General features: G+C 46.2%; 15 protein-coding genes and 3 tRNA genes. 15 read left to right on the top strand and 3 right to left on the bottom strand.

Features of this window, described 5'->3' with window-relative positions:
- Positions 1-65: 65 nt before the first annotated feature.
- Positions 66-1,124 carry a small ribosomal subunit biogenesis GTPase RsgA gene (gene rsgA / locus ACSJJG_RS18560; protein ID WP_481090172.1) on the bottom strand — a complete coding sequence of 353 codons (1,059 nt, stop codon included), beginning with the start codon at positions 1,122-1,124 and terminating at the stop codon, positions 66-68.
- A gap of 123 nt (positions 1,125-1,247) precedes the next feature.
- Here rsgA and orn point away from each other — a divergent pair, with 123 nt between their 5' ends.
- The 3 genes from orn (at position 1,248) to ACSJJG_RS18545 (ending at position 2,216) form a co-directional block, all read left to right on the top strand.
- A complete protein-coding gene (orn, locus tag ACSJJG_RS18555; RefSeq protein WP_481090171.1) occupies positions 1,248-1,793 on the top strand; it encodes an oligoribonuclease in 546 nt (181 codons plus the stop codon).
- A 217-nt stretch (positions 1,794-2,010) separates the two neighbouring features.
- Positions 2,011-2,086: transfer RNA gene (locus ACSJJG_RS18550), tRNA-Gly, on the top strand.
- A gap of 54 nt (positions 2,087-2,140) precedes the next feature.
- Positions 2,141-2,216 (top strand) — tRNA-Gly (locus tag ACSJJG_RS18545).
- Positions 2,217-2,561: 345 nt separating this feature from the next.
- On the opposite strand, the gene ACSJJG_RS18540 is transcribed toward ACSJJG_RS18545, so the two are convergent.
- A complete protein-coding gene (locus ACSJJG_RS18540; protein ID WP_481090170.1) occupies positions 2,562-5,942 on the bottom strand; it encodes an indolepyruvate ferredoxin oxidoreductase family protein in 3,381 nt (1,126 codons plus the stop codon).
- 384 nt (positions 5,943-6,326) lie between these two features.
- Between ACSJJG_RS18540 and ACSJJG_RS18535 the strand changes: the two genes are divergently transcribed.
- Positions 6,327-6,402, top strand: a tRNA-Gly gene (locus ACSJJG_RS18535).
- A gap of 678 nt (positions 6,403-7,080) precedes the next feature.
- Here the strand turns inward: ACSJJG_RS18535 and queG are convergent.
- Positions 7,081-8,238, bottom strand: a complete 1,158-nt coding sequence (gene queG, locus ACSJJG_RS18530) for a tRNA epoxyqueuosine(34) reductase QueG (RefSeq protein WP_481090169.1) — start codon at positions 8,236-8,238, stop codon at positions 7,081-7,083.
- 206 nt (positions 8,239-8,444) lie between these two features.
- On the opposite strand from queG, the gene tsaE reads away from it, so the two are divergent.
- The 11 genes from tsaE (at position 8,445) to rnr (ending at position 22,002) form a co-directional block, all read left to right on the top strand.
- Positions 8,445-8,909, top strand: a complete 465-nt coding sequence (gene tsaE / locus ACSJJG_RS18525) for a tRNA (adenosine(37)-N6)-threonylcarbamoyltransferase complex ATPase subunit type 1 TsaE (protein WP_481090168.1) — start codon at positions 8,445-8,447, stop codon at positions 8,907-8,909.
- A 14-nt stretch (positions 8,910-8,923) separates the two neighbouring features.
- Positions 8,924-10,237 carry an N-acetylmuramoyl-L-alanine amidase AmiB gene (gene amiB / locus ACSJJG_RS18520; protein ID WP_481090167.1) on the top strand — a complete coding sequence of 438 codons (1,314 nt, stop codon included), beginning with the start codon at positions 8,924-8,926 and terminating at the stop codon, positions 10,235-10,237.
- Positions 10,238-10,297: 60 nt separating this feature from the next.
- Positions 10,298-12,163 (top strand): DNA mismatch repair endonuclease MutL, encoded by a 1,866-nt coding sequence (gene mutL / locus ACSJJG_RS18515; RefSeq protein WP_481090166.1) that lies wholly within the window; start codon positions 10,298-10,300, stop codon positions 12,161-12,163.
- A complete protein-coding gene (gene miaA / locus ACSJJG_RS18510) occupies positions 12,156-13,097 on the top strand; it encodes a tRNA (adenosine(37)-N6)-dimethylallyltransferase MiaA (protein WP_481090165.1) in 942 nt (313 codons plus the stop codon). The genes mutL and miaA overlap by 8 nt, the downstream gene beginning before the upstream one ends.
- A gap of 122 nt (positions 13,098-13,219) precedes the next feature.
- Positions 13,220-13,522: an RNA chaperone Hfq gene (gene hfq / locus ACSJJG_RS18505; protein WP_047766282.1), complete on the top strand. Its 303-nt coding sequence runs from the start codon at positions 13,220-13,222 to the stop codon at positions 13,520-13,522.
- A gap of 95 nt (positions 13,523-13,617) precedes the next feature.
- Positions 13,618-14,898 carry a ribosome rescue GTPase HflX gene (hflX, locus tag ACSJJG_RS18500; protein ID WP_481090164.1) on the top strand — a complete coding sequence of 427 codons (1,281 nt, stop codon included), beginning with the start codon at positions 13,618-13,620 and terminating at the stop codon, positions 14,896-14,898.
- 322 nt (positions 14,899-15,220) lie between these two features.
- A complete protein-coding gene (hflK, locus tag ACSJJG_RS18495) occupies positions 15,221-16,432 on the top strand; it encodes an FtsH protease activity modulator HflK (RefSeq protein WP_481090163.1) in 1,212 nt (403 codons plus the stop codon).
- 2 nt (positions 16,433-16,434) lie between these two features.
- Entirely contained in the window at positions 16,435-17,424 is a 990-nt protein-coding gene (gene hflC / locus ACSJJG_RS18490) for a protease modulator HflC (protein WP_481090162.1), read from the top strand.
- Between the two features lie 190 nt (positions 17,425-17,614).
- Positions 17,615-18,913 carry an adenylosuccinate synthase gene (locus ACSJJG_RS18485; protein ID WP_481090161.1) on the top strand — a complete coding sequence of 433 codons (1,299 nt, stop codon included), beginning with the start codon at positions 17,615-17,617 and terminating at the stop codon, positions 18,911-18,913.
- 177 nt (positions 18,914-19,090) lie between these two features.
- Positions 19,091-19,510, top strand: a complete 420-nt coding sequence (gene nsrR / locus ACSJJG_RS18480; protein ID WP_481090160.1) for a nitric oxide-sensing transcriptional repressor NsrR — start codon at positions 19,091-19,093, stop codon at positions 19,508-19,510.
- Between the two features lie 44 nt (positions 19,511-19,554).
- Positions 19,555-22,002, top strand: a complete 2,448-nt coding sequence (gene rnr / locus ACSJJG_RS18475) for a ribonuclease R (RefSeq protein ID WP_481090159.1) — start codon at positions 19,555-19,557, stop codon at positions 22,000-22,002.
- Positions 22,003-22,060 lie beyond the last annotated feature (58 nt).

Genomic DNA, 22,060 nt, shown 5'->3' with positions numbered 1-22,060 from the left:
TGGACAAAAGTCGGCTATTGTACCTGCCATTATCTTTTAATGTCAGGGTATCGTTAATTATTGCCTTATTTTTGAGTGCTTGTGAAATTTCGGCGTGGTTTAACCTGTGTCATGCTTTCCAAAATCCGGTGGTAATTTTCGAAGCGTTCCTGAGCAATGGCGCCTTGTTCCAATGCTTCTCTTAGGGCACATCCAGGATCGTCTAGATGTTTGCAATCACGGAACTTGCATCCTCCCAGATATTCGCGAAATTCGACAAAACCTTGTGTAACCTGTTCTGGCGTTAGGTGCCACAGTCCAAACTCACGGACCCCTGGAGAATCGATCACATCTCCCCCCAGTTGGAAATGGTAAAGACGTGCGGTGGTAGTGGTATGCTGACCAAGGCCTGAGTTATCGGAGACATTATTGACCAGAATATCTTCTTTCATGTCGGGCAACAGGGTATTGAGTAAGCTGGATTTCCCGACGCCAGATTGGCCTGCAAAGATACTGATTTTGTTAGCCAGCATCGTGGTGAGTTCAGGGATACCCTCGCCGGTATAGCGAGAAACTTCCAGTACGCGATAGCCAATATGGCGATAGATATCCATGACATCGTTAACCCACTCACGGCTCTCGGCATCCAACAGATCGATTTTATTGAGTACGAGTAGAGGCTCGATATTGAGTGTTTCACATGCGACTAAATAGCGATCGATAATATTCAGCGAAAGTTCAGGCAAGATAGCGGAAACTATCACGATTTGGTTGATATTTGATGCAATGGGTTTGATGCCATCATAGTAGTCAGGACGAGTAAGAACGGAAGTGCGCTCATGGACCGCTTCTACGATACCATTCACTTTGACATCAGACTGGAGTTGCAGTGCGGGGCGCCATACAACGCGATCACCAGTGACCAGTGAGTGTATTGTTCTACGGATATTGCAACGCTGTATAGAAGAATCTGCTGCTTCGATATCGGCATGTTGCCCGAATCGGCTGATCACCAGCCCTTCTTGTGGCTCACCAAACTGGCTGTCATCCATTTCTGACTTTTGAGCATCGGCCTTATTCAGCTTGCGCTGATGATTGGCTTGCACACGGCGTTGTTGCCCTTTGGAGAGTTTACTTTTAGCCACCGAACCTCACTTATTTTTTGTTTATATTTCATCTATCTTGCTGATTATCGCTGTGAGTGATCAAAACCGTTATGATACCTCACAGATACAGACTACCTCTTTTGAAGGAAACTAGGATATATCATGTCAAAAAGTGAGAACAATCTTATCTGGATAGATTTAGAGATGACGGGGTTAGATCCCGATCGCGATCGCATAATTGAAATTGCAACTATTGTCACCGATTCGGAATTGAATATCCTTGCAGAAGGGCCTGTGATTGCGGTTCATCAGCCGGATGCTCAATTGGCATTGATGGACGAATGGAATGTACGGACGCATACTGCGAGTGGATTGGTAGAACGTGTAAAGCAGAGCCAGTTTGATGATGCGCAAGCTGAAAAAGCAACTATTGCTTTTCTGGAACAATGGGCGCCGGCAGGAAAATCCCCCATTTGCGGCAATAGTGTGGGGCAGGATCGTCGTTTCCTGTTTCGTTATATGCCAGAGTTGGAAAAGTATTTTCACTACCGTTATTTGGATGTCAGTACGCTTAAGGAATTGGCCCGTCGTTGGAAGCCTGAGATGTTGTCAGGGTTCAGTAAGAAAAATACCCATCAGGCCTTGGATGATATTCGGGAATCCATTGCTGAATTGGTGTATTACCGTGAGCACTTTATCCAAAAATAAAATGTGATCTAAAAATAAAGAGCGGTATTTGATATAAAATTTGTACATAAATTAATCTCCGTATTGATGATTAAGCGGATTGTTTGCTGGTTTAATCATCAATCGGAGGAAAAATACAATTTTTTGTGTTGTGGGACTTGCCAGAGGCATAATTTCTCGTATAATGCGCTCCCCGTACCGATGAAGAATTTCAACTGTACGACATGCCAGAATATATGCGGGAATAGCTCAGTTGGTAGAGCACAACCTTGCCAAGGTTGGGGTCGCGAGTTCGAGTCTCGTTTCCCGCTCCAGATTAAAATTTATTCGGGTATTTCAAGTCAGGCTTAATGCAAGCCGTACAAAATGCGGGAATAGCTCAGTTGGTAGAGCACAACCTTGCCAAGGTTGGGGTCGCGAGTTCGAGTCTCGTTTCCCGCTCCAGATCCAAGACGGTAGATTGCTACCAAAGTCTGCAAGTCATAAGAAAAAGCGCCTGAGAGCGTTTTTTTGGGGGGGGGGGGGGGGGGGGGGGGGGGGGGGGGGGGGGGGGGGGGGCGGGGTTGGGGGGGGGGTGGGTGGGGGGGGTGGTTGGGGTGGGGGGCGTGGGGGGGGGGGGGGGGGGGGGGCCCCCCCCCTTTGTTCTCTTTGAGAAAACCAGGGCGTCCTTTATTTTTTTTTGGGGGGGGTGGTTTTGGTGGGGGTTTTTTGGGGGGCATCAACATTGTCTCTTTGCTTATTTCTTTTCAAAATGTTGGACATTATTATTGATAATGTCAACACGCTTTATCACCTCACTTTTTGTAATTCTTTCAGCAATATTTCCTTACGTTCCATCATGTTTTTCATCGCTTTTTGTTTCACATGCCCAAAACCTCGCACCTGGTTGGGAAGCTCCGCAATTTGCTGACAGATTGCCAAATTATTGCGTTCCATTTTTTCGATTAAAAAATCAATTAATCGCTCATACTCAATTAGCAGATTTCTTTCCTGTTTACGCTCTTCCTGATAGCCAAAAATATCAAAGACAGTGCCTCGTAGCGATTTACATGCGGCAAGAAAGCGGAATACAGGAACGATCCACAAACTATATTCCTTTTTTCCGCGTTGGCCTGTATGGGGATCTTTGCGACTGAAGAGAGGAAGGCTAAGGTGAAAGCGGATGGTATCTGTATTATCAAATTGTGAGCGGAGCTTATCGAAAAAACCGGTTTTGACGTAGAGTCGGGCGACTTCATATTCATCTTTATACGCCATTAACTTGAATAAGTTTTCAGCAACGGATTGAGTGATTTCTTCTGTATCGATCTGTTGAGCCACCATTTGAACCTGGGCAATACGGTTGAGATAACGCATCGCATATCTTTCATTTTGATAATCAACCAGAAATTGATACCGATGCATAATGAGATCGTCCAGACTTTTTATATTTTCTTGCGGCGTAATATTGAGGTGTTTTTGCAGAATATCGGGTTGGGCTGCCGCGATGCGGCCTAGACAGAAAGCTCGTCGGGCATTATCTGCTGAGACTCCCAGTTCTTGCATCGCATTGTTGATGGCAGTTAATGTGATTGGAATCTTGCCGAGCTGCCAGGCATAACCCATTAATATGATATTGGTTTGGTCTTTGTCACCGACCAGATGCGCAGCCATGATTTCTGCATTGATGGAGAGTAATACTTGTGTATGTTGATTCAGGGTGTCCAGCATCTTGGGGTGATCCAAATCCAGCATAGGGGAGCGAAGCATAGTGCCGACTTGGGTTTCATGGGTGTTCAGTATGCATTTTGTTGATCCCCTTGACATTACTTCTAGTGCATTTTGCCCTGTTGCAGCCACCAAATCGGCGGCGATAACCAGATTAGCTCGCCCGCGATCAATCCTGACCTGATGCAGTTTATCCTGGTCATGGCATAGCCGAATATGGGTTATGGCTTCCCCGCCTTTTTGCGCAAATCCGGTAAAATTGAGCAGACTGACAAAGCAGCCATCTATTTGCGCAGCATTTGCAAGTAGATGTCCTGCGGTGACGATACCTGTACCGCCGATACCGACTAACAGGATTTCATAAGGTGTTTCGGCAGAAGCCAGTGTTGGCTGAGGGAGTTTGTGGATAATTTTATCTAACTCAGTCTGTGTGATGATCTTACTGAGATCTGCACGTGGGTTGGCATTTTCGACAGTGATAAAGCTGGGGCAGAATCCTTTCAGGCAGGACAGATCTGAATTGCAAACGTGTTGGTCTATCTTGCGCTTAGTGCCTAAAGGCGTTTTGACTGGAATTACGGCAAGGCAATTTGATTGTATTTGACAGTCACCACATCCCTCACAGACCAATTCATTGATGACGGCGTGCCGCGTCACTTTTGGTGCCAGGCCACGTTTTCTTTTACGACGTAATTCTGTGGCACAGGCTTGATCGTAGATGAGCACTGTGACGCCAACGATATCTCGAAGACGTTTCTGTACATCCTCCAGATAATCTCGTTCATAGAGTTTCACATTGGCAGGAAGGCAATTTTTATCTTTGTATTTATCAAGATCATCCGTTACGACAACCACTTCTTTTACACCTTCTGCCAGCATTAAAGAAACAATTTGTGTGAGGGTGATATTCCCATCCAGCGGTTGTCCACCTGTCATCGCCACAGCATCATTGAACAGCAATTTGTAAGTAATGTGGCTTCCTGCGGCGACTGATTGTCGAATGGCTAAGTGACCAGAATGGAAGTAGGTGCCATCTCCCAGATTTTGAAAGACATGGGAGCGATTTACAAATGGGGCATGTCCTATCCAGTCGACACCTTCTCCTCCCATTGGCAAAAGGCCGTTTCCGGTGTTGCGATCCATCCATGTCGCCATAATATGGCATCCAATACCAGGTTGAGCTTGGCTATCGTCTGGTAAGCGAGTTGAAGTGCTATGGGGGCATCCAGCACAAAAATAAGGTGTGCGTTTGGGTAAAGTTGCATCGTGCTGAATGGGAGTCGTTGACCATTCTGGTGGCACGGAGAGAAATAGATTGAATTGTTGTAACCATCCAGAAAGTGGGGCGGCAACCCGTGAAGGGCGTAGTTCAACGTCAGCGGGTAACAATTTCTGACCAAGATGGTTATGCTTACCTATCAGATTGGTCATTTTCTGTAATTTAACCAATTGATGAGCCAGCAGCATCTCAACGATGGCTGCTTTTTCTTCAATAATAAAAATATGACTGACTTGGGTAGCAAGCTTGCTGAGAAGCGGTGATAAAGGATAAACCAAACGGATATGGAGAAAAGCAACGCCTTGTTGGGCCAGTTCAGAAGGTGTAAGGCCCCCGACTCGCAGGGCTTCCATAACATCCTTATGAGCCTTACCCACCGTTACCAATAAAGCGTGTGGATGTTCGCAGGGGGCGAGCAGGTAATCAATGGGGTTAAGTTTAGCGAACTCTTCGACGGCTTTTAGTTTATAGGCCAATCGCTTTTCAATTTGTGGGCCAGGGAGATCAGGCCAGCGCCAATGCAACCCATCGGGGCCGGAATCAACGTGGGGAACTTTATAGTCAGGAAATGGCTTGCTTTCTCTGACGGCACCGCTTTCCACAACTTCACTGATTGCTTTAAAGCCAAACCATGCGCCGCTGACACGTGATGCCGCCCAGCCCCATAAACCGACACTCATATAATCGGCAACTGATGCCGGGTGCAAAACAGGCATACTCCATGCCATCATCGCGAGATCAGATTGGTGGGACATGGAAGAAGAGACACAACCGTGATCGTCTCCGACGATAACCAGCACACCACCGTTTGGCGAGGAGCCGTAAGCATTGCCATGTTTAAGTGCATCACCGGAACGATCGACGCCTGGCCCTTTGCCGTACCACATACCAAAAACGCCGTTAACCTGTCTGTCAGGATCTGTTTCGACTTTTTGTGTGCCTATCAGTGCATCGGCTGCGAGATCTTCATTGACAGCAGGTTGAAAGCGAATGTTGGCTTGGATAAGTTCTTTGCTGTGTTGCCATAATGTTTGATCTAAGCGGGCTAAAGGAGAGCCACGATAACCTGAAACTAACCCCGCTGTGTTGAGATTGTGGGTTTCATCCAACTCAGCTTGAGCGAGCAGAAGGTCTACCAGTGCCTCAGTGCCCGTGACAAATTTAGATTGATAATGCCGAGCCATGTTCCTGACCCTCTCTTAAGAGAATAATCCTCTAAGTAACAACGGAAATTGTTGCTAATTTATTTCCACAAAATCGTTAGGACAAGCATAAATCTTATTAGATGTTGGTTAATTGTTTATTTAATGTTAACTCTATGCTGTTTGGTATTCCAGATAACTGTTGAGGTTATGGTAGGGATTTTTTGTGTCAAACTGGAGTGAATATCTTTTGAGCGTTTAACTCGGAAGTAAAAGCAAAGGGCTTGCCATCTTATCTGAACGCGTTCATAATGGCGCCCATTCCTGATATGCAGGATCTAAGAATTACCTATAACTCATAAGGTTAACAGGTATTCAAAATCAGCATTCAGGCATCTCAAGCTAATAATATTAGCTGTCAGCGACGCGGGAATAGCTCAGTTGGTAGAGCACAACCTTGCCAAGGTTGGGGTCGCGAGTTCGAGTCTCGTTTCCCGCTCCAATTTCCTTCATTTTGTTATCTTCTTTCCATAAAAATCTTGTCCAAGACAGTTGATTATCAGACGTTATGGCGCCTTTATAAGCAGTACGTTTGGGAAGCGTCCAGCGCATGGTTGAGAAAATAAGAATACTTTAATTCGGGGCATGGAGACGTAGCCGTAAGGCATAATGAGTAAAGAAAAGTGTTAGCGTGGAATGTTGGCACTTATTGTAAGTTTTACCAAAAATAAATTGTCGATAAAGCGCTTGCTATCCTGCTCCAACAGGTCCATAATGCCGCCTCATTTTTGAATGGGCAGAGGAAAATTTCTCCACTAGCGTCTAGAATGGATGAGTGGGCTATTGCCTTGCTGCTGATTTCTGGTGTTCGTGACTAGAACTCAATTCTTGTTTTTTTATCCACAGTTTTTAACATTATCACTCTATTGAGTCACCTGATGATGCTCTACTTGTTACACAGAGTTATCCACAGGAGGATTCTTTGTGTTTGGTTTTCTTGACTTATCATTCACAACAACAGTTCAAACTTAACTTATTGATTAATTAAAGTAATTAACCTAATTTAAAAATAGCATGATCAACATTTATTCTCTGTTTGTTAATTGATCAGCAAAGTATTTTTATTTTATTCACAAGAAAATGAATGGTTTTTTTTACCAGAAATTCGAGTGGTTAATTATTAGGCGTCTCTGGGTAAGCCTTTGGTTATTGCCCTTATTAATCGTTTTTGTTGTGAGGTTTGAACCTCAATGGCATTCGCATTGCGGCGGGTCATTTGTTGGGCGATCGCCCAGTGGATATGTTCATCCAAAATTGCACTTAAGCCGAACTTTTTTTCCAACGCTAACACGATGTCATCTTGATACGGTGCATTACCCAAGGCGACAGAAATGTTGCGCAACCAGCGCAAATATCCAATACGGCGAATTGCCGATCCTTCCGTGATACGCAGAAACTTCTCCTCGCTCCAATTGAATAGATCTAATAGCTCAGGAGTATGCAGTACGGCACGTGGGCTAAAGTCAGCTTCATCTGTTAATTGAGAAAAACGGTTCCAGGGGCAAATAAGTTGGCAATCATCGCAGCCATAAATCCGGTTACCCATCAGTGGGCGCAGTTCTTCTGGAATGACACCTTCCAATTCAATGGTCAGATATGAGATGCAGCGTCGGGCATCAATGGTGTCAGGCGCAACAATAGCCCCCGTTGGACAAGTTGTCATGCAGGCTACACAGCGTCCGCATTGCTCCTCTTGTGGAACATCAATCGGCAGGGGAAGATTAATCAGCAATTCACCAAGGAAAAACCAGGAACCCGATTCACGATTTAATATAAGTGAGTGTTTACCAACCCAACCAAGCCCCGCTTTTGCGGCCAGTGGGCGTTCCATAATCGGAGCGGAATCGACAAAAGGACGAAAATTCAACGTTCCCTGATATTCATGAGTGCTGCAATATTCTTGGATCTTGTCGCCCAGTTTTTTGAGACGCTGACGTAGCAGTTTATGATAATCTCGGCCCAACGAATAGCGGCTAATATAACCCATTTGCGGGTTGTTAAGCGTACTGGCAAACGCTGCTTTAGCAGGCAGATAATTCATGCGTACGCTGATAACCCGCAAAGTCCCCGGCAGAAGCTCATGGGGACGGGCGCGCATCATGCCGTGACGAGCCATCCAGTCCATTTCGCCATGATATTGCTTATCAAGCCATTCTTGTAATCTCGGCTCTTCTGCCGATAAGTCAGTGTCACAGATGCCGACTTGCTGGAAGCCAAGGGAAAGGCCCCATTGCTTGATGTTTGTTGCCAGAAGATTCAGATCGAGGGGGGTTGCCATGAAATATCAAATGACTGCTGAAAGAGAGGAGTTAGCTTAACACAGAGGGAATTGAATACAAAAAATGTGGCATATATCTGTTACGGTAGCACAGAAGATACTAAATGATAATGTCTGAATTATGTTATGGTTACTGGTTAAGCTATTTAACTGATATGTCTACCTGATTAGTTTCTAATTCAATAAATCAAAACAGATATTTTTCAATGAAAGAACTCTTTTTATCACTTCCAAATGAAAATGCCACAGTTGCATTGGGTAATGCAGTGGCGGCAGTTGGCGATCGCGGCTATGTTATTTATCTATATGGCGATCTTGGTGCAGGAAAAACCACATTCAGCCGCGGTTTTCTGCAAGCTCTCGGCCATCAGGGGCATGTGAAAAGTCCGACTTATACGTTAGTCGAGCCTTATGCTTTACAACCACGGCCTGTCTACCATTTCGATCTTTACCGTCTGGCTGATCCTGAGGAGCTGGAATTTATGGGGATCCGGGATTATTTCCATCAGGACGCTATTTGTCTGGTGGAGTGGCCTCAGCAGGGCACTGGCGTTTTGCCTGATGCCGATATTGAGTTGCACCTAAGTTATGACAGTGAAGGGCGCCAGGCTCGTTTTGTTGCGTTATCTCAATATGGTGAAAGTCTGTTGGATAATTTGAAGTCCTTATGAAGGAATACCCGACCATGATGAATGCCTTTTTCGCGGATGTGATAAAAAAATGGCGTGCCTATTGGGTAATGGCCTGTGTTTTGTTTTTCATGTTAAGTCAGTTGGTTATGACGGCAGCATCGGCGGCTACGCTGTCGAATATTCATGTGAAGAATGGTCCAGCTGAGTCCGTAGTAACGTTGGAATTCACTGGCGGGCATCCTGATTATCGGTTCTTTCCTTTGCATTCTCCTGAACGGTTGGTAGTGGATATTCGCCAAGTCAGTAAGATTGTTGGATTACCGATGATTTTATCCGGCCAGAATCTGGTAAAACAGATACGTTCCAGCCAGCCATCTGATGCACATCATCAGCGGGTAGTGTTGGAATTGGCACATAAGGCTACAGTGACATCTACGGTGAAAAATGTCGGCAATCAATCGCAAGTGGTGATGACACTGAAAGCCAATGGAGTGGCGAATAACTCATCGGTATCGAATAATCATGCCTTACGAAATGAAAGTAAGCGCTTGCTTACAAATAATGCTCACCTGACGGAAAAAGAAACTAAGCCAGTATCGAATCACCGTGAGCAAGGTGTGAAGAAACAGGCTCAATCTGCGCAAGGAAGAGCGTTCCACCCGATTGTCGTTGCCATTGATGCGGGGCATGGCGGGCAAGATCCTGGAGCGATTGGGCAACGGGGGCTGAAAGAAAAGAATGTCACTATTAATGTTGCTCGTAAATTGGAAGCCCTTTTGCGCAATGATCCCATGTTTACGCCGGTGTTGACGCGAAATGGCGATTATTTTATCTCTGTGGCAGGGCGTTCTGAAGTCGCCCGTAAACATAAAGCCAATATACTGGTGTCCATTCATGCCGATGCCGCTCCTAATCGCGGTGCCAGAGGTGCTTCTGTCTGGGTACTCTCCAACCGCCGTGCAAACAGTGAATTGGGGAACTGGCTGGAACAGCATGAAAAACAATCGGAATTACTGGGCGGTGCGGGAGATGCTCTCGCCAACGGCACTGATCCTTATCTGAGTAAGGCCGTGCTGGATTTGCAATTTGGGCATTCACAACGGGTAGGCTATGACGTTGCCATGCAGGTATTGAGCCAGCTATCCAGAATTGGTTCCCTGCATAAACGTACACCAGAACATGCAAGCCTTGGTGTTTTGCGCTCGCCGGATATTCCGTCCATTTTAGTGGAAACAGGCTTTATCAGTAACGTGTCTGAAGAAGCTTTGTTAGGCTCCAATCAGTATCAGGAAAAACTGGCACAGGCCATTCATTTGGGATTACGTCACTATTTTCTGGCTAACCCGTTGCAGTCTGCACCAAAGTAACCAAATATACGCCTATCAGAATAGGTTTGACAGGCTCTGAACTGTAAGTAAGGTCAAATTATGGCTATCAAGATATTACCCCCACAATTGGCAAACCAGATTGCTGCGGGTGAAGTGGTTGAACGCCCTTCTTCTGTAGTGAAAGAGTTGGTGGAAAATAGCCTTGATGCCGGTGCAACCCGTATTGATATTGATATTGAACGGGGTGGCGCAAAGCTTATCCGTATCCGCGATAATGGCTGTGGGATAGCCAAACAGGATTTGATGCTGGCACTGGCGCGCCATGCGACCAGTAAAATTGCTTCATTGGATGATTTGGAAGCGATTGTCAGCATGGGATTCCGTGGGGAAGCTTTAGCGAGTATCAGCTCTGTTTCAAGGCTGACATTAACTTCACGTCCTGAAAGTCAGGCAGAAGCGTGGCAATCTTATGCCGAAGGCCGTGATATGGAAGTCACGGTAAAACCTGCCGCTCATCCTGTGGGGACCACGGTTGAAGTGTTGGATCTGTTTTATAACACGCCTGCCCGCCGAAAATTTCTGAGAACAGAAAAAACGGAATTTGGCCATATTGATGAAGTCGTGCGTCGTATCGCTTTGGCGCGGTTGGATGTCGCCATTAACCTAAATCACAATGGGAAATTGATGCGCCAGTATCGTCCCGCTAAAGAGGAATCTCAGCATGAACGGCGTCTGGCAGCCATTTGTGGGACCGCTTTTGTGCAACAGGCGCTGGCGTTGTCATGGCAGCATGATTTCTTGTCTATTAAGGGCTGGGTTGTAGATCCGGTGAATACGGCTGTGAGCGAGATCCAATATTGCTATGTCAATGGGCGCATGATGCGGGATCGCCTGATTAATCATGCGATTCGTCAAGCTTATCAGGATTTGATTAAGGGTGAACAACAACCCGCTTATGTTTTGTATCTCGAAATCGATCCACGCCAGGTGGATGTCAATGTACATCCTGCCAAACATGAAGTGCGTTTCCATCAAGCTCGCCTGGTACATGATTTTATTTATCAGGGTGTGGCTGCGGTATTGAAACAACGCGGCACGGGAGATGAATTGACGCTTGGTTGTCAGGAGAGTGCTACAAGCTGGGTGCCGGAGAATCGCCCTTCTGCGGGAGAAAATCATTTTACCCGTAAGCGTGTTGAACAAGCGGATGAGACCTCTTCACGACGTCATGAGCATCATGCTCGTGGTACGCAACAAATACATCATGGGGAAAGCTACCAGAAAAAACAGGGGGAGTTGTACCAAAAAATGATGCAATTCTCACCGGAAGAAAAACGCCCGTTATTTCCAGAGCGGGATGCGCGGGAAGGCGTATCGGTTTCTGCTACTCCTGTGCCATCGGGGCAGGGGAAACATAGCTTTGGAAAAGTATTGTGTATCTATGCAGGTTGTTATGCTTTGCTTGAATCTCCATTGGGAATCGGGCTGCTTTCTCTGCCAGTCGCTGAACGCTGGCTGAAACAGACGCAACTGACCCCCGGAGAACAGGGGCTGAAATCCCAGCCATTATTGATCCCGCTGAAACTTGCTCTCAGTCAGTCAGAAATGCATGCCTTAAAGCAGAATAGTGACTTGTTAAAGACTTTTGGTATTGAATCGACAGTCGCACATGGAAAAGTAACCATTCATGCGGTATCGTTACCGCTGCGTCAACAGAACCTGCCGAAACTCTTGCCGGAACTGTTGGGCTATCTTGGGGAGCAGTCAGCCGCTTCTGTTGAGCAAGTTGCCAGTTGGCTTTCCCGTCACGTGGATAGTGAGCATGAAACGTGGAACATCGCGCAAGCTGTCCAGCTTTTGGCTGATGTCGAACGCCTTTGCCCTCAACTGGTGGGATCGCCGCCGGATGGGTTATTACAGTTAATTGATTTACAAGCAGTGGTGGCATTCCTTAATCATGAGTGATTTAAAAACTCAACACCTGCCGACAGCCATTTTTATCATGGGGCCGACGGCTTCAGGGAAAACGGCGTTATCGATCGCCTTGCGCCAGCATCTTCCGGTTGAATTAATCAGTGTCGATTCTGCGTTAATTTATCGCGGAATGGATATTGGGACAGCAAAACCTTCCGCAGAAGAGCAAGCATTGGCACCTCATCGTTTGATCGACATTCTTGATCCGACGGCAGTCTATTCTGCGGCTGATTTTCGTCGTGATGCCTTGCAAGAAATGGCAGAAATCACGGCGGCGGGGAGAATTCCACTCTTGGTTGGTGGAACCATGCTATATTTCAAAGCATTGTTGGAAGGATTATCACCTTTACCTTCTGCGGATCCTGAGGTTAGGGCGCAGATTGAACAACAGGCCGCAGAGCAGGGATGGGACGTATTACATCGACAATTACAGGAAATTGATCCCGTTTCTGCGGCAAGGATTCATCCTAATGATCCACAACGTCTTACTCGTGCACTGGAAGTTTTTCGAATTTCGGGTAAAACTCTAACTGAGTTGACTGAAACGTCTGGAGAAATATTGCCTTATCGAGTTCATCAATTTGCGATCGCGCCGGCAAGCCGTGAAATTTTGCATCAACGCATCGCAGCCCGTTTTGAACAAATGATCAAATCAGGGTTTGAAGATGAGGTGAAAGCACTTTATGCTCGTGGTGATTTGCATACAGATTTACCCTCCATTCGTTGTGTTGGTTATCGTCAGATGTGGTCTTACCTCGCGGGCGAAATCTCTCATGATGAGATGGTTTATCGCGGTATCTGTGCGACACGCCAATTGGCGAAGCGTCAGATCACGTGGCTCAGGAGTTGGGACAATGTGGCTTGGTTGGATAGCGATCAACCTAAACAAAACCTAAACACAGTCATGCAGGTTGTTAGTACATAAATTCATTGATTGTGTACAATTGATCAGTACCAGTGATCAATACAAAGTGTCATTTTTGAGTAGTTAATTTTTTCGAACCAACAGGTTCTTAGTGAAAAACAACAAAATAAGGAAAATATAGAATGGCTAAGGGGCAATCTTTGCAAGATCCATTCCTGAACGCTTTACGACGTGAAAGGGTCCCGGTTTCTATTTATTTGGTTAACGGCATCAAATTGCAGGGTCAGATTGAATCTTTTGACCAGTTTGTCATTTTACTGAAGAACACGGTGAGCCAGATGGTTTATAAGCATGCCATCTCTACTGTTGTGCCTTCCCGTCCAGTGTCTCATCATGGTAACAACCCGAATGTGCCAACTGGCGTTGGAAATTATCATGCTGGCACGAACTCGGCAGTACAACAGGAAAGCGATGGCGCTGAATAAATCAGCCGCCGTGCCTGAAAATAAAAACATAGGTAGGGAGACTTTACCTATGTTTTTTCTTATTGGATTTTTACTCAGCCTGAGGGGTTGCACCGTTGTTTGATCGTTATGAAGGCGGAGAATTAGCCGTTCTGGTGCATGTTTTCTTCTCACAGGAAAAAGATACGGAAAATCTCAGTGAATTCGAGTCATTGGTAACTTCCGCAGGTGTTTCTCCTGTGCAGATTGTAACGGGAAGCCGGAAGGCACCTCATCCGAAATATTTTGTCGGAGAGGGCAAGGCAGAGGAAATTGCTGAAGCTGTCAAAAACAGCGGTGCAGATGTGGTGTTGTTTAACCATACCCTCAGTCCTGCTCAGGAACGTAATCTTGAACGCTTGTGCCAATGCCGTGTCGTTGATCGCACGGGAGTGATTCTGGATATTTTTGCCCAGCGGGCAAGGACGCACGAAGGCAAGTTGCAAGTCGAACTGGCACAATTGCGTCATCTGTCCACCCGTCTGGTTCGGGGCTGGACTCACCTTGAACGCCAAAAAGGGGGGATCGGGCTGCGTGGGCCTGGGGAAACCCAGTTGGAAAGTGACCGCCGTATGCTGCGTGACAAAATCAAACAGATTTTGGGGCGCCTCAACAAAGTTGAAAAGCAGCGTGAACAGGGGCGTCAGGCACGTAATAAAGCTGATATCCCAACCGTTTCTCTTGTCGGTTACACCAATGCCGGAAAGTCCAGTCTATTCAATAAAATCACTTCTGCCGACGTGTATGCGGCTGACCAGCTTTTTGCCACCCTGGATCCGACACTGCGCCGAATAGAAGTGGATGATGTTGGTACGGTTGTTTTGGCTGATACCGTTGGTTTTATCCGCCATTTACCCCATGATTTGGTGGCAGCGTTCAAGGCGACTTTGCAGGAAACTCGGCAGGCGAGATTATTGCTGCATGTGGTTGATGCAACTGATCCTCGCTTCGATGAAAACATTATCGCTGTTGACAGTGTCCTTGAAGAGATTGAATCCAATGAGATCCCTTCGTTGATGGTGATGAATAAAATCGATATGTTAGAAGATTTTATTCCCCGTATTGATCGTGATGAAGAAAATCGCCCGATCAGAGTTTGGTTATCGGCACAAACTGGCGCGGGTATTCCTTTATTATTGCAGGCATTGACTGAGCGCCTTTCAGGTGAAATTGCGCACTATAAATTGCACCTTCCACCTGAAGCAGGACGTTTACGTAGCCGTTTTTATCAGCTTCAGGCCATTGAACGTGAATGGATGGAAGAAAATGGCCAGGTTGGTGTTGAAGTCAGGATGCCAATGGTTGATTGGCGCCGTCTGTGCAAACAAGAACCAAAATTACCCGACTATGTTGTCTGATTGATTGGCGCAAGACAACAAACAAGGTATCATTTTATCCGTCATTTCAAGGTGCTTATAGTTATGGAGTGGCAGAGATGAAATGGCGGTGATGAAATGACTGTGCCAGAATTGCAGTAACAGGATCAGCACTGTCAAAAGTTATCACCCAATAATATTGGTTGCTTACAAAAACGATGAAGTTCGTCGTTTCTGCCCACGGAGGCCGTTGTCAAACCTGTCAGGGACAGACAACGGTCTGTGAAGTGGGAAGCCTCACCCATCTGGGTGGAGAGCAGTCACCTCTGAAAAACCAGTAAAAACTAGAAAGTGGAGCTAAAACATGGCGTGGAATCAGCCCGGTAATAACGGACAAGACCGCGACCCGTGGGGAAGCAGCAATAATAATGGCGGCAACTCCGGCGGCAACAATAAAGGTGGTCGTAACCGTGGGGCAACTGATCTCGACGATCTGTTCCGTAAGCTGAGTGAAAAACTCGGTGGTCTCGGTAGAAACAAAGGTGGAAATGGTTCTGGGCAGAACCCTAAACTTGGCGGGCGTCTTATTGGCCTTGCCGTTGCCGCTGCAATTGCTGTTTGGGTTGTAAGTGGTTTTTATACGATTAAAGAATCGGACCGTGGTGTCGTTACTCGATTTGGTAAGTTTAGTCACGTTGTACAGCCCGGCTTGAATTGGAAAATGACGTTTATCGATCAAGTCAGGCCTGTTAACATTGAGTCTGTTCGCGATTTGGCAACGACCGGTGCCATGCTGACCTCAGATGAAAACGTTGTATTGGCTGAAATGAACGTACAATACCGTGTTACTGATCCATCCGCTTATCTCTTCAGTGTTACCAATCCTGATGATAGCTTGCGTCAAGCTACAGACAGTGCCGTGCGCGGTGTTGTTGGTAAATATTCGATGGAAACCAATCTGACGGAAGGACGTACTGTTGTCCGTAACGATACTCAGAAAGTGCTGGAAGAGACGATCCGTCCATACCATATGGGTATTACTGTGGTTGATGTAAACTTCCAGGCTGCCCGTCCGCCAGAAGAGGTTAAAGCTGCATTCGATGATGTGATCGCAGCACGTGAACAGAAGCAGCAAACCATTCGTGAAGCTCGAGCTTACGAGAACGAAGTATTACCTAAAGCGAAAGGTGAAGCGCAGCGTATTATTGAGGATGCCAAAGCCTATAGAGTTAGCGCGGTATTGAATGCGAAGGGTGAAGTAGCGAGTTTTGCCAAAATCTTACCTGAATATAAGGCGGCTCCAGAAATTACGCGTGAACGTCTGTATATCGAGACGATGGAACGTGTGTTGAGCAATACACGTAAAGTCATTGCAAGCGACAAGAGTAACAACGTGCTGTTATTGCCATTAGATCAAGCGGTGAAAGATCAGGCGAAAGTTCAGCAAAATATATCCGGTAACACAGCAGTGCAGAAAATGATTCGTCAGAATCAACCTACGCCACAACGGGAATCTAACACTTATGGTGGTAGCGATAACCTGCGCGGTGATTCGGTCAGAATAGGGAGACCATAATCATGCGTAATTCATTCATTGTTGCAATTATTGCGGTATTGGTTGTTCTTTATTCATCAATCTTTACTGTAAAAGAAGGTGAACGTGGCATTGTGCTGCGTTTTAGTAAGGTTGTACGTGATGCAGAGAATAAACCGCTCATTTATGAGCCGGGCCTGCATTTCAAAATTCCGTTTGTAGAAACAGTTAAAACCCTTGATGCCCGTATCCAGACGATGGATATCAAGGCTGACCGTTTCTTGACACGTGAAAATAAGGACCTGATTGTTGATTCTTATTTGAAGTGGCGTATTAATGATTTCAGCCGTTACTATCTGGCAACCGGTGGCGGAGATATTAGCCGAGCTGAAATAATGCTGAGACGTAAATTCAGTGACCGCTTGCGTTCTGAAATTGGTCGTCTTGATGTACGCGGTATTGTGACTGATTCCCGTGGTCGTTTAACTACCGATGTGCGTGATGCTCTGAACCAGGGTACTCACGAAGAGAATGATGCAACAGATGTCGATAATGTAATTGCATCGGCTGCGGCCTTGGTAGAAAAAGAGACGAAAGGCAAGCAACCCGCCATCAATCCAAACAGCATGGCGGCGTTAGGTATTGAAGTTGTTGACGTTCGTATCAAACAGATCAACTTGCCACAGGAAATTTCAGAAGCGATTTACCAGCGTATGCGTGCTGACCGTGAAGCAGAAGCGCGTCTCCTGCGTTCAGAAGGTTCGGAAGAAGCGGAAAAGATCCGGGCTGCTGCTGATAAAACAGCAACTGAAATCAGGGCAGAAGCACAGAGTGAGGCATTGGTTTTACGTGGTGAAGGTGATGCGGAAGCCACAAAACTCTTTGCGGATGCATTCAATCAGGACCCCGAATTCTATGCATTTATCCGTAGCTTGCGTGCTTACGAGAAGAGCTTCAAGAATGACGGTAATGATGTCATGGTACTCAGCCCAGATACTGACTTCTTCCGTTATATGAAAGCACCTGCGAAGTAATGTCTTCTTAACTTACTGTAAGCCACTGTAAAAAAAGACAGTGGCTTTTATATACCGCTATAATTACCAATTGTTTATTTATCATCCCATTTATATAACCAAACGAAATAACAAGAAGTAATAAAAAATACTGAAAGGTGCTAAATGAGATGGTAGAATCCATTTTTAAGCAACCGAGTGAACTTTTGAAATGGGTAAGAACGTTGTCGTATTGGGCACCCAATGGGGTGACGAGGGCAAGGGTAAAATCGTCGACTTGCTGACTGAACGGGCTAAATACGTAGTTCGTTATCAAGGGGGCCATAACGCGGGCCATACACTAGTCATCAACGGTGAAAAAACCGTTCTCCACTTAATTCCATCCGGGATCTTACGTGAAAATGTCATTAGCATTATCGCAAATGGGGTCGTTTTAGCACCAGATGCTTTGATGAAAGAGATGAAAGAGCTTGAATCACGTGGGATTCCTGTACGTGAGCGCCTGCTTATTTCTGAAGCTTGTCCGCTGATCCTGCCTTACCATGTTGCATTGGATAACGCCCGCGAAAAAGCGCGTGGTGCCAAGGCAATTGGTACAACAGGTCGTGGTATTGGTCCTGCGTACGAAGACAAAGTCGCACGTCGTGGTTTGCGGGTGGGTGATCTGTTTGATAAAGAAGCTTTCGCTGTCAAACTGAAAGAAATCATCGACTACCACAACTTCCAGTTAGTTAACTACTACAACGAACCTGCCGTTGATTACCAGAAAACCTTAGATGACATTTTGGCTGTTGCCGATATCCTGACGGGCATGGTAGTTGACGTTTCTGACTTGCTGTACAAAGCAACCCAGAAAGGTGAATTGGTAATGTTTGAAGGTGCGCAGGGTACTCTGCTGGATATCGACCACGGTACTTATCCTTATGTGACTTCTTCCAACACTACTGCGGGTGGCGTTGCAACGGGTTCTGGCCTGGGTCCACGTTATGTTGATTATGTACTGGGTATCATCAAGGCTTATTCTACTCGTGTAGGGGCTGGCCCATTCCCAACTGAGCTGTTTGATGAAACAGGTGAATACCTGCGTCAGAAAGGTCAGGAATTTGGCGCGACGACAGGTCGTAGCCGTCGTACTGGCTGGTTGGATATCATAGCTATTCGTCGCGCGATCCAAATCAACTCTCTGTCTGGCTTCTGCATGACCAAACTGGATGTGTTGGATGGTTTGAAAGAAGTGAAAATCTGTGTTGGTTATCGCCTGCCTGATGGCACTGTCATTGACACGACGCCACTGGCCGCAGAAAACTGGGAAGGTCTTGAAGCAGTCTATGAAACCCTGCCTGGCTGGGATGAAAGTACTTTTGGCGTGAAAGATCACAGCCAGTTGCCACAAGCAGCATTGAACTACATCAAACGTGTAGAAGAGCTGACAGGCGTTCCGGTTGATATTATTTCTACAGGTCCAGATCGTGCGGAAACCATGATCCTGCGTGATCCCTTTGATGCTTAATCGATAGATTCATCTTTTATGCGTACATGACCGGGCTTATTGCCCGGTTTTTGTTTTCTCCCGTTTTGCTTAATTTTTAAAATACCCACATAATGATGATCAACTAACGAAAACCAATAAACATACATTTTTTGGTGCCAAATAAGCTCCGTTATATTCAGTCTCCCAGAGGTGAGTGTGCAGTTAACCAGTTTTACCGATTATGGATTACGTGCTTTGATTTATATGGCCTCTTTACCAGAAGGCCAAATGACGAGTATTACAGAAGTCACTGAAGTTTATGGTGTCTCACGTAACCATATGGTAAAAATTATCAATCAACTGAGTCACTTAGGATTAGTGAATGCTGTCAGGGGAAAAAATGGCGGCATCAGTTTAGGGAAACCGGCCAGTGAGATCAGAATTGGTGATGTGGTTCGCTCATTAGAACCTCTGTCATTGGTTAACTGTAGTGCCTGTCAAATCACGCCGGCATGTCGCTTAAAGTCGGTCTTGAATCAAGCGGTAGAAAATTTTTTGGCAGAGTTGGATAAACATACTGTGGCCGATATGGTCAAAGACAATCGTCCCCTTTATCAATTACTTTTGGTTAAGTGACGCAAGGGGATAAACAGCTTGCTGATGACAACAGAGGAATGACGATGTCAAAAGATCCTTTTCAGGAACGAGAGGCTGAAAAATACGAATCTCCTATCCCAAGCCGTGAATACATCTTGGATATCATTTCTAAACACACCATTCCGGTAGGCCGTCAGGAATTAGCACAAGAACTTCAGTTAACCACTCCAGAAGCACAGGAAGCATTGCGTCGTCGTTTGCGGGCAATGGAACGCGATGGACAGTTGGTTTTTACCCGTCGTCAATGTTATGCGTTACCAGAGCGGTTGGATTTATTGAAAGGTACGGTGATTGGACACCGCGATGGCTATGGTTTTCTGCGTGTGGAAGGCCATAAAGAAGACTATTACCTGCCAGCCGACCAGATGAAAATGGCGATCCACGGTGAGGTGGTACTGGCTCAGCCCTTGCGACCAGACAGAAAAGGTCGCGTTGAAGTGCGTATCGTGCGGGTTTTGGAACCCAAGAATAGCCAGATTGTTGGCCGGTATTTTATGGATGCGGGTATGGGATTTGTCGTCCCCGATGATAGCCGTCTCTGTTTCGATATCTTGATCCCAAAAGAAGCAACTTGCGGTGCAAGAATGGGGAATGTCGTGGTGGTTGAATTGACAAATCGCCCGACTCGTCGGACTAAAGCCATCGGTAAAATTGTTGAAGTGCTGGGTGAAACCATGGGAACGAACATGGCGGTTGAGATCGCACTGCGTACCCATGAAATTCCCCATAGCTGGCCACCGATGGTAGAAAAACAGATTGCGGGTTTGGTTGAACATGTACCGGAATCGGCCAAGCAAGGCCGTGTAGATTTACGAGCGTTGCCGTTGGTGACGATTGATGGCGAAGATGCACGAGACTTTGATGATGCAGTGTATTGCGAAAGAAAACGGGGTGGCGGTTGGCGATTGTGGGTAGCGATTGCTGATGTCAGCTACTATGTTCGCTCGCAAACCGCTTTGGATATAGAAGCACGCAGCCGTGGAAACTCGGTCTATTTCCCGTCCCAGGTTGTACCTATGCTGCCGGAAGTACTGTCTAACGGATTGTGCTCCCTCAATCCAGAAGTTGATCGCCTATGCATGGTGTGTGAAATGACGGTTTCCGCCCAGGGCAAGCTCTCTTCCTACAAGTTCTATGAAGCGGTGATGAACTCACACGCCCGTTTGACTTATACAAAAGTGTGGAAGATTTTGCAGGGTGATCAAGAGTTGCGTGAGCACTATAAGCCGCTGGTGCAACATATTGAACATCTGCATGAGCTTTATCAGGCACTGGAACATGCGCGTGAACAGCGTGGCGCTATTTCGTTTGAATCGGAAGAAGCCAAGTTTATCTTTAATGCAGAGCGTCGCATTGAGCGCATAGAACCCGTGGTACGCAACGATGCGCATAAACTTATCGAAGAGTGTATGATCTTGGCGAATATTGCCGCAGCTCGCTTTGTTGAAAAAAACCATGAGCCAGCGTTATATCGCATCCATGATCGACCAAGAGAAGAGAGTATCCTGAACCTGCGTTCAGTCTTCAATGAGTTGGGATTGAGTTTGTTGGGTGGCCTGACGCCAGAACCGAAAGATTATGCGCAATTGATGAAACAAGTCGCGGATCGACCCGATCACGAGTTACTGCAAACGATGCTGTTGCGCTCTATGAAGCAGGCGATCTATGAGCCGGAGAATCGGGGGCATTTTGGTTTAGCATTGCGCTCTTATTCTCATTTCACTTCGCCAATCCGTCGCTACCCTGATTTGGCTTTGCATCGTGCGATTAAGTACTTATTAGCACAAGAAAATGGTGTTATTGAGCATAACGGGACGCCAACAGGGGGTTGGCACAACGATATGGAGCAAATGCTGCAATTGGGTGACCACTGTTCCATGACCGAGCGCCGTGCTGACGAAGCGACAAGGGATGTTGCCGACTGGCTGAAATGTGATTTCATGCAAGATCAGGTGGGTAATGTTTTTACCGGATTGATTACCAGCGTGACAGGTTTCGGTTTCTTTGTCCGCTTAAATGATCTGTTTATTGATGGTTTGGTACATGTTTCGACGTTGGATAACGATTATTATCGATATGATAACGTCGGCCAGCGTTTGATTGGTGAGTCTTCTGGAACAACTTATCGCCTCGGTGATGAAGTCGAGATTCGGGTGGAAGCGGTTCATATGGATGAACGCAATATTGATTTCACCTTACTTTCAACAACCCGTAAAGCGCGTAATCAAGGGAAGACGGCACGCGATAAGGCGAAAAAAGGTACGCCAGAGCGTAAAAATGGTAAAAAAGGCCGTGATCATAAAAAATCAGCCAATTTTGAGCCAGATAGCGCCTTTCGTAAAAAGAAAAGTACGGAAAAGCCTAAAGAATCTAAGCCAGGCAAAAAGAAAAAACCGTCAAGCAAGACTCAAAAAATTACGGCAAAACTGAAAGCGAAGCATGCGAAAAAAACGCAAACTGATCGCCAGTAAAAACTAGCCAGTAAAAATTAATCCATACAATCATCAAACAGGGCGGCGGCTGCCGCCC

The sequence above is a fragment of the Xenorhabdus sp. SGI 60 genome (assembly GCF_056632175.1).
Note: the sequence above shows the minus strand (reverse complement) of the source record. Positions and strands in the feature narration are given on the sequence as shown.

Coding starts and splice junctions, on each gene's coding strand:
- hflC (WP_481090162.1), top strand. CDS start 16,435: ATGCGTAATTCATTCATTGTTGCAATTATTGCGGTATTGGTTGTTCTT.
- orn (WP_481090171.1), top strand. CDS start 1,248: ATGTCAAAAAGTGAGAACAATCTTATCTGGATAGATTTAGAGATGACG.
- miaA (WP_481090165.1), top strand. CDS start 12,156: ATGAGTGATTTAAAAACTCAACACCTGCCGACAGCCATTTTTATCATG.
- ACSJJG_RS18540 (WP_481090170.1), bottom strand. CDS start 5,942: ATGGCTCGGCATTATCAATCTAAATTTGTCACGGGCACTGAGGCACTG.
- amiB (WP_481090167.1), top strand. CDS start 8,924: ATGATGAATGCCTTTTTCGCGGATGTGATAAAAAAATGGCGTGCCTAT.
- tsaE (WP_481090168.1), top strand. CDS start 8,445: ATGAAAGAACTCTTTTTATCACTTCCAAATGAAAATGCCACAGTTGCA.
- queG (WP_481090169.1), bottom strand. CDS start 8,238: ATGGCAACCCCCCTCGATCTGAATCTTCTGGCAACAAACATCAAGCAA.
- mutL (WP_481090166.1), top strand. CDS start 10,298: ATGGCTATCAAGATATTACCCCCACAATTGGCAAACCAGATTGCTGCG.
- hfq (WP_047766282.1), top strand. CDS start 13,220: ATGGCTAAGGGGCAATCTTTGCAAGATCCATTCCTGAACGCTTTACGA.
- rnr (WP_481090159.1), top strand. CDS start 19,555: ATGTCAAAAGATCCTTTTCAGGAACGAGAGGCTGAAAAATACGAATCT.
- hflK (WP_481090163.1), top strand. CDS start 15,221: ATGGCGTGGAATCAGCCCGGTAATAACGGACAAGACCGCGACCCGTGG.
- ACSJJG_RS18485 (WP_481090161.1), top strand. CDS start 17,615: ATGGGTAAGAACGTTGTCGTATTGGGCACCCAATGGGGTGACGAGGGC.